This is a genomic window from Psychromonas antarctica, from assembly GCF_022267535.1.
Taxonomy (GTDB): Bacteria; Pseudomonadota; Gammaproteobacteria; order Enterobacterales; family Psychromonadaceae; genus Psychromonas; species Psychromonas antarctica.
In genome coordinates, this window is the sequence record NZ_JAHNZV010000115.1 from 1 (window position 1) to 8,489 (window position 8,489).

Annotated in this window: 5 protein-coding genes; all 5 read left to right on the forward strand. The window is 38.7% G+C overall.

Features of this window, described 5'->3' with window-relative positions; translation table 11 throughout:
- Positions 1 to 434: 434 nt before the first annotated feature.
- The 5 genes from KSO91_RS14815 to KSO91_RS14835 all read left to right on the forward strand — a co-directional run bounded on the left by KSO91_RS14815 (position 435) and on the right by KSO91_RS14835 (position 8,358).
- Positions 435 to 1,910, forward strand: a complete 1,476-nt coding sequence (locus KSO91_RS14815; protein ID WP_238743810.1) for a helix-turn-helix transcriptional regulator — start codon at positions 435 to 437, stop codon at positions 1,908 to 1,910.
- A gap of 116 nt (positions 1,911 to 2,026) precedes the next feature.
- Complete coding sequence (locus KSO91_RS14820) at positions 2,027 to 4,684, forward strand: alpha-amylase family glycosyl hydrolase (RefSeq protein WP_238743811.1); 2,658 nt, start codon at positions 2,027 to 2,029, stop codon at positions 4,682 to 4,684.
- Between the two features lie 248 nt (positions 4,685 to 4,932).
- Positions 4,933 to 5,868, forward strand: a complete 936-nt coding sequence (locus KSO91_RS14825) for an AEC family transporter (RefSeq protein WP_238743814.1) — start codon at positions 4,933 to 4,935, stop codon at positions 5,866 to 5,868.
- 472 nt (positions 5,869 to 6,340) lie between these two features.
- Entirely contained in the window at positions 6,341 to 7,168 is an 828-nt protein-coding gene (locus KSO91_RS14830; RefSeq protein ID WP_238743812.1) for a GGDEF domain-containing protein, read from the forward strand.
- Positions 7,169 to 7,269: 101 nt separating this feature from the next.
- Complete coding sequence (locus KSO91_RS14835; RefSeq protein WP_238743813.1) at positions 7,270 to 8,358, forward strand: mechanosensitive ion channel family protein; 1,089 nt, start codon at positions 7,270 to 7,272, stop codon at positions 8,356 to 8,358.
- Positions 8,359 to 8,489 lie beyond the last annotated feature (131 nt).

The window sequence follows — 8,489 nt, forward strand, 5'->3', positions numbered from 1 at the left end:
TGAACAGACGGTTGTCGATTTTTTTACGCAAGTCATGCAAATGGATAACTTTACTTTGCGGCAAGAAGCCCTAGAATGAGGGATGGTTCACTTTTATTGGCTAAAAATGAACCCCGAAACTTGAGTACATAAGTATGTAAAATTATTCGATTCGTAATTGTTGCACTTTTTAGTGAATTAATGGCTAAAATGTCACAACCTCGCACAAACGCCGATTGTATTGACATTAAGCATTCTTTATTTCTAATTTATGTGCTCAGCGAGCGTTCGCCCAGCACCGCTGTTTTCTTTGATTTTTATTTTGAGTGTTGATAAAAACAGGTCCCGCCGCTCAACACATCACTAAATAGCCAAGTATTATTTGTTTGTATTTGCTATATCAATTACTTAAGTGTAAATCAGGGAAGGAACTGCCAACAACAGGAGGTTAATAATTGCAACATAATAAAGAATTTACTCAGAGACTCGCACAAGATTTAGGCTGCACGCATTTTATGATAGGTAATAAACGCTGGCATCTTAACGAGTTACTGAGCATACAAAATATTTTACTGTGTAATGCGCCTTCCTTAAAAGAAGGAATATTATGGTGGAGCAAGTCAGTTTCTTTATTTGATCGAACACTCTATATCGATAGCCAGCAGTGCAGCGGTTATTTATCTGTTTCGTTTCATACTCAGAGCAATACCTCTCTGCCTAACCATGCTTATTCTTTCGCACAATATTTATTGCTGCAACTAGCCAATTTTACTGAGTTTCATCATAGCTGGATGCAGAGTAAATATGATCATTTTCTGCAGCTCAGAATGGAATTTGGCAGCGGCTTAAAAATCCACTTTGATGTGCAGGAGATTAATTCATTAGCGACCCCTGAGCCGGAGCTATTTGCATTGGCAAAACAAGTTTTGGGATTGCTGAAAACGCAACATATTGGCAAAGAAGATTTAATTTTCCGCTTAAAAAAACAGATCAGCGAACATCTTGATAGCCCCTTACGTCTACAAGATTTAGCGAAGCATTTAAGCCTTTCCCCGAGAACGCTGCAAAGACGATTAGAGGATAAGCAACTGAGTTTTTCTACTTTAGTCGATAATGAAAAAAAGTCTGTTGCACTGCGTTTACTAGCCGATACAGATTTCCCCGTCAGCTTAATTGCTAGCCGATTGGGTTATGGTGATTCATCTAATTTTAACCGCGCATTTCGCAAATGGTATTCCTTCACCCCACAAAGCTATCGTGAGCAATGCAGCAATAACCGCGTATTACAAAAAGGTAACCCCGTCCGCTTACATTATGCCCAGTGGCGTGATAATAAACATGAGATGAACCAAGGACGAGTTTGGCTTGAAGTGGATAATATTGCATTTGAGAAAAATGTAACAGTGGAATGTCAGGACAGGGATGGCATTTGGCGACATTACCCCGCCTTTTTTGATTCTTTTTTAAGTGCAGGTATTGAATTATGGTCGACTGCAAATTTACCTGTTGCGAGTCCTTTGACCTTTAAATTGTCCTATGAAATCAGTGGGGATAAGTTTATTAATGATAATCACCAACACAACTTTGTGGTGCATGAAAACCTTTTAATTGGCAGCCCTTTAGTCGTTCTGCCGACGATGGTGCTTGTCAACGAGGGGCAGGGTTTTCGTATGGTGATCGAACTTGCCTGTAGAAAATTAGATATCGATAAGATCAACTGTATGATTGACCATCAAAGCAATAGCCCTATAAAAATGACCAAAAGTAGTGGAAAAAACAGTTATGTTTACTGGTCTCTCTCACACTATTGCGAGCGCCTTCCACAACGCTGCTTTTTTACATTACAGACTTTGGAAGGTGAACAGATCTGTTGTGCTAACCAGCAACAAGGTTATCTGTTCGCCACCTCCCCTTCAATAAATGATGGTTAGTTCAAATTAAATATAAAATGGCATTATTTGACTATAAGCATGGCGCAGGATGACACTCTAATTTGTATTTTATTATTTTATTCTCTGTGTGCAATATATACACAGGAGATAATATAATGCCAATGAAACCACGTAATAAACTGAAAATACTATCATTATCTATTGCTTTAGCCATTTCTGGTTGTAATTCAGATAGTAAAAATGAAACAAAAAATGAAGAGAATGGCAGCCAGATGGCATCGCCTGACTGGCAAGAGCAGATTATCTATTTTTTGATGATCGACCGTTTTAGCGATGGAAATACTCAGATTAATGATCTAGGTCAGAATGAATATGATCCAACCTCAGAGAAAAAGTTCAGTGGGGGTGATTTGCAAGGTGTTGATGATCAATTAAACTATATTGAAAATTTAGGCGCAACATCGGTTTGGATCACACCACCAGTAGCAAATCAATGGTGGGATTCAGAGCAAAATTACGGTGGTTACCACGGTTATTGGGCACGTGATTTTCAAAAAGTCGATGAGCATTTTGGGGATTTAGAAAGTTACCAAAATCTGGCCAGTGATTTACACAGCCGCAATATGTATCTTATTCAGGATATCGTTACCAACCACACGGGTAACTTTTTTACCTATGATAAACCTTATGATTATGATCCCGCTAATCCTTGTATTGGTTTCCGATTAATTCCTGATGCGCTGACCGCAGGACAAACGTTGCCAGCGCCGCTTAACCAACTTGAATGTCAGACGGATGGCAGTGGTAGTTACCACTGGACCCCCATTATTACCGACTACAATGATCCTGAGCAAGAAACAACAAGGCAACTATCGGATCTTGATGACTTAAATACTTCAGATCCACAGATTCGCGCATATTTAAAAGAAAGCTACCGTAAGTGGATTCGAGATGTCGGAGTGGATGCTTATCGAATTGATACCGCAAAATTTGTTGAACATGATTTCTGGCACGATTTTCTGCACAGTGATGACGGTATTTTAGCGCAAGCAAAACAGACAGGGCGAGATAATTTCTTAACCTTTGGTGAAGTGTTTGAAGCCTCAACACCTTATAACACCGAAGGTGAAGAGAAGATGCTCACTTATATCGGTGAAAATGGAACGCCTCCACAGCTCACGGCGGTGCTTAACTTCCCATTACAAACAACCATGACACGCGTATTTGCATCCGGTCAGCCAACAGATTATCTGCGTTATAGACTGGAACGCATGATGGAGATGTTCCCAAATCCTTTTATTATGCCTAACTTTATTGATAACCATGATATGCCGCGTTTCTTGTCACAAGGTAGTAAAGAAGATATGCAGCAGGCATTGATCACTATGATGACGATTCCTGGGATCCCGATTATTTATCAAGGTACTGAACAAGCAATGGTTACCAGTCGTGATGCAATGTTTGCTGGTGGTTACCGTACTGATGGAAAATCAGTCGACTCGTTTGATAGCAGTAGTGAGATGTATCAATTTATCCAAACATTGGCTAAGTTACGCCGTGAAAATCGCGTATTGACCCACGGCTCGCTAAAAGTGCTGCGCAGTGATAAATCTGGTGCCGGTGTGTTTAGTTTTGCGCGCCAATTTGAAGGGCAAGAAGTACTGGTGCTAATGAATACCTCCTCATCACCTATGTTACTTAACCAGCTGGATGTCGAACAAACAGGCGGAACAGTCTTCGCTCGTGAAATTCAATCAAACTGGGAGCAAGCGCCGCAAATTTTAACCGTAGATAGCCAAGGTGAAGTTAACCTAGAGCTCGCGCCTAACTCTGCAGTCGTTTACTTTAAAACAGAACAAACAGCTGATATCGATGAATCCAATGAACAGATCACATTAGATGATAGCTGGGATAATGTCACCATTAGCAAAGATTTCACGCTTACCGGAAATACGACATCCGGCAACGACTTGAAATTAGTAGTCGATGGTAACTTAGATACGGCAACAGCGATCACCTCGGATAATGCGGGGAATTGGTCTACTACGCTTTCAACACGTCATTTTGCCATTGGTGAGCAGCAACATCGCTTTGCTATCTACTCGGCAGAAAAAAGGATCAGTACACAAGATATTGCGTTCACTTCGGATCTATTATGGGCAGATAGTGCGGATCAAGTCATTGATGATGCGGGTGATGCTCAGGATGGTGCGGGAGGTGTTAATGGATCTTACTTCCTGCCAACGGATCCGACATTTGATAAAACAGCGAGCCAGTTGGCTATCGACAAAGCAGAAGTGTTTTCCGTGGGCAGCAACGTGCGTTTAAAACTGACGATGGATAATGTCACTGACAGCTGGAATCCTAGCAATGGTTTTGATCACGTCGGTTTTTCTATCTTTATTGGCTTGCCAAATGAAACACAGCAAGGTTTAACGCAATTGCCTAAAATTAATGCAAGTATGCCGAATGGAAGCTGGAATAGAAGCGCGGTAGTATTTGGCTGGCAAAGTTCGATCTACAATACCGTTGGCGCTGATAGTCAGACTTGGGGTGAGAGTGTTTCACCTGCGCCAACCGTGACGGTGGACAAAGATAACAAAGCTATCTATTTGGACTTTGCCAGTGACGCACTGGGTCGTCCCGAAACCCTTAATGGCATCAGTTTTTATATCACTAGTTGGGATCTAGATGGTTTATCCGCAGCGTATCGTCCACTTGCAGAAGAAAAAGGAGGATGGAACTTTTCTGGTGGAAATACAAGTGAAGCGAAGATTTGGGATGAGTTACCGATGATCACGTTAAGCGAATAGAAGCGTGTAAAAAATAGGGAGGAATCATAACGACTCCTCCCTTTATGATAAAAGTCTGCAACAGAACACAAATTCAAGCACATTCAGGCACATTCAGGCACATTCAGGCACATTCAGGCATTCTAGATTATTCTGTTTGCAGTTTAATTAACGGTAATAAAACAGCAAGTTGTTGTTTATATTATCTTGCTTCACTAAAGCGTAACCTGTCTTTAAACGGACACTAACTTGATACCGTTCGCGAGTCGATTCTGTTTTCTATTTCCATTACCGGGCCTATTTTCCCGTTGCTTTTTCTGGGTTTCTTGTTAAAAAGAGTCAACATCATTAATGATGAATTTATTCGAGTTGCATCCCAGTTGGTTTTTAAAGTCACCTTACCCGCGCTGCTTTTTTTAAGTATTGTTAAATCACCTCTAGACACCGATATCGACTTTTCGTTTATCGCTTATATGTTACTGGGTAACTTTTTATTCTTTATTTTAGTTACCCTCTTAACTAAATATTGGATCCCCAATAAGCAAGATCATGGGGTCATTATCCAAGGTAGTTTTCGTGCTAATGCAGGCATTATAGGGCTTGCTTATGCAGCAAATGTTTATGGGGATGCAGGTATTACTTTAGCCGCACTTTATGTCGCTTTTAACACCGTGTTATATAACATTCTCGCAGTCATCATATTAACCCCTAGCATCGGCTCGGTGAACCGCGCTGCATTAATCAACGTTTTCAAATCTATCGCTAAAAACCCTTTGATTATTGCTATATTAGTAGCCGCTCTGGTATTTATATTAGCCATTCCGATCCCCACTCTGATGATCAATGCGGGTCAATATTTTGCCGATATGACACTGCCAATGGCGTTACTTTGTACGGGTGGCAGTTTGAATTTAAAAAAAGTGAATAATGATACCGTTAACACACTCTTTGCGACTGCATTAAAATTGATTGTTGCGCCCATTATGCTTACTGGCGCGAGTTATTTTTTAGGTTTCAGGGGGCTGGAGCTAGGCATTGCATTTTTTATGACTGCCGCACCCACTGCAGTTGCCAGTTATATGATGGCCAGTGCAATGGGAGAGAATGTTAATTTAGCCGCTAATATTATTGCGATGACCACGGCCGGCTCGTTAATTACCTGTAGTTTGGGGATTTCATTATTATATAGTTTACATCTTATTTAAGCGTGTCTAAGCATAATAAAAGCGTAGCATTGTTTAATATCATAATGTTAATATTTCACCTTATACAAGGTAATTCAAAGCGGATTAGTATAACAGTAGCGGCCTATTGCTCGCTAGTTTGATACAAAAACACACGCAAATTCTACACGGTATCGACTTGCTTAACCCGATGTTATTTTCGTTTATACGTGCAAACTTTGCAATACTCGCCGAATTTAGGGTTTGCTGTCTCCGAGCACTTACAACTTATACCCATGTTACTTCAAAAGGTGAAATCAGAACTTTCAGGGTTAATGAGTATAGATATAAACGACAATAATATAGTTGAAAATAGCTCGCTTAATATGTTCAATACAGCTCCATTCATTGTGTCGATTGAAATCATTACGCTATGATAGGCAAGGCTTTCAAGCAATTGGTTTAGACAAAAAGCAATATAGTTAATTTAATTTCAATTATTTCAAGGTCATATATGGAAGTATTAAATTATCAAGGTATCAAAATCGACATTGATCAAGGATATCAATTTGGTGATGATTTTTTTAAATTACTTGATTTTATTAAATATCCAGAGAATAGCGATCACGATAGAAGTTCAGTTGAAATGCAATGTGATATTTTCTATCGCGATATTATGAATTACGGTTTTGTGGATTCCCATAATCAACATTTACAAGATGGCCGATTTGATTTGGCAGCTAAAAACTTAAATGAAATTAATAAACTCTCTTTAGATCCGTTAACAGGCACCCGTAAAAAAGAATTTTTGAAAAGAAAAATAACTAGTTTAGAAAATGATATTTATCTAGGTAACATGACTGATTTCTCATCCATTATGTGCGATTTGGATAAATTTAAAGAAATTAATGACAATTTTGGTCACGCTGTCGGAGATGAAACCTTACAGTTATTTGGTAAGCTATTATTGCAAAGCCTGCGGCCCTGTGATTTTGCCTATCGTTATGGGGGAGAAGAGTTTTTAATATTACTACCGGAAACTAACCTAGCTGACTCGGCTGCCATTGCGGAGAGGGTCAGAGATAAAATTGCAGATAGATTGCATTTGGGTAATTATGGTCTAAATCACATTACCGCCTATGATTTATCAAAATCTGAGATTAATAGAAAACAGCAAGTAAATACAATCAATGATACTTTCTTTCTTGATAAAGATATCACCTGCAGCTTTGGTGTAGCCAATTATTTAGAGTGCTCACAATCAGAGGATATTTTATTTTCTTGTGCCGATGAAAATTTATATATTGCTAAAGCTAAGGGACGTAACCGAGTCGAGTATTAGTGTTATCCAATAACTTTTAACAATATTCAAAGTATCAAATCGATACGTCAACCACTCTGGATCTGTCTAGTCTTTTTCCAGCAAATATAGAGAAGATATAAATGACACTAATAACAACGATAAAAGAAACCGTTATTGATTTTATTCCGCTTGTATTGACAGCTATTATTGTCGCATTAATATTGACGGCTGCTCACCGATTATTAATAAAAAATAAAGCAGAACTTGGTAGTGAACGCATGTTTACTCGCCAGTTATTTATGTTGGTGGTAAGTATAATTGGTGCACTTGCGATAGTCCTCGCATTACCTGTTGCAGAAAGTGCCAGAAATCAAATTATAGGTCTAATTGGCTTATTAATTTCAGGTGTATTTGCGCTTTCATCAACTAATGTTTTTTCTAACCTAGCAGCTGGCATCTTACTTAGGGTAACTAAGCCATTTGCTATTGGAGACTTTATTTATGTACAAGATTACTTTGGTCGAGTATCAGAACGTGGATTATTTGACACCGAGCTACAATCAGAAAGTGGAGAATTCATTGCTATACCCAACACATACCTAGTCTCTTGCCCCGTAAAAACAGTACGCAGTGCATCAACAATAGTTTCTGCATCCCTTACTTTAGGTTATGACCTTCACCACAAAAATATTGAACCGCTATTAATTACCGCAGCAGAAGAAAGTGGCTTAAAAGAATCCTTTGTACATATCTTGGAGCTAGGAAACTTTTCAATTACTTACCGTGTTTCAGGTGTGCTTGCTGAGTCAAATAAATTAATTAGCGCACGATCTAACCTTTATAAACATATTTTAGATACATTACATAATAACAACATTGAAATTGTTTCTCCTTCATTTATGAATCAAAGACCAATGAATCCTGGTGTTGCCGTCATTCCACCAAGCCCCATTGAACAAGTTTCCCTCGCGGAAGTAGCTGAAGCTGAACAAGTTCTATTTGCTAAAGCCGAACAAGCAGAAAAAGTGGAACAAGAAAAAAAAGTGCTCGTCGATAAAATTAACGAGCTTGAAGTAAGACGTAAGGAAACTCAAGATATAGAAAAAGAATTCACTGAGGCCACTCTTAAACAAGCAAAGATCAGTCTTGAAAAGCTTAATAAAGTGATTGATGACGTCATTGATAAAACGGCTGATAAAGAAATTGATAAAGAAGTTGATAAAGAGTAATACCAATTCAATTAAGTAATCTATTTAAGCGTAGAGAAAATAAAAGTAAGGTTGATTGCAGTAACTAGTTATCCTAATTACATAATCAACAACCAAGACTAAACATAGTTTTATATCAGTTAGCGTTTATT

Coding starts and splice junctions, on each gene's coding strand:
- KSO91_RS14830 (WP_238743812.1), top strand. CDS start 6,341: ATGGAAGTATTAAATTATCAAGGTATCAAAATCGACATTGATCAAGGA.
- KSO91_RS14820 (WP_238743811.1), top strand. CDS start 2,027: ATGCCAATGAAACCACGTAATAAACTGAAAATACTATCATTATCTATT.
- KSO91_RS14835 (WP_238743813.1), top strand. CDS start 7,270: ATGACACTAATAACAACGATAAAAGAAACCGTTATTGATTTTATTCCG.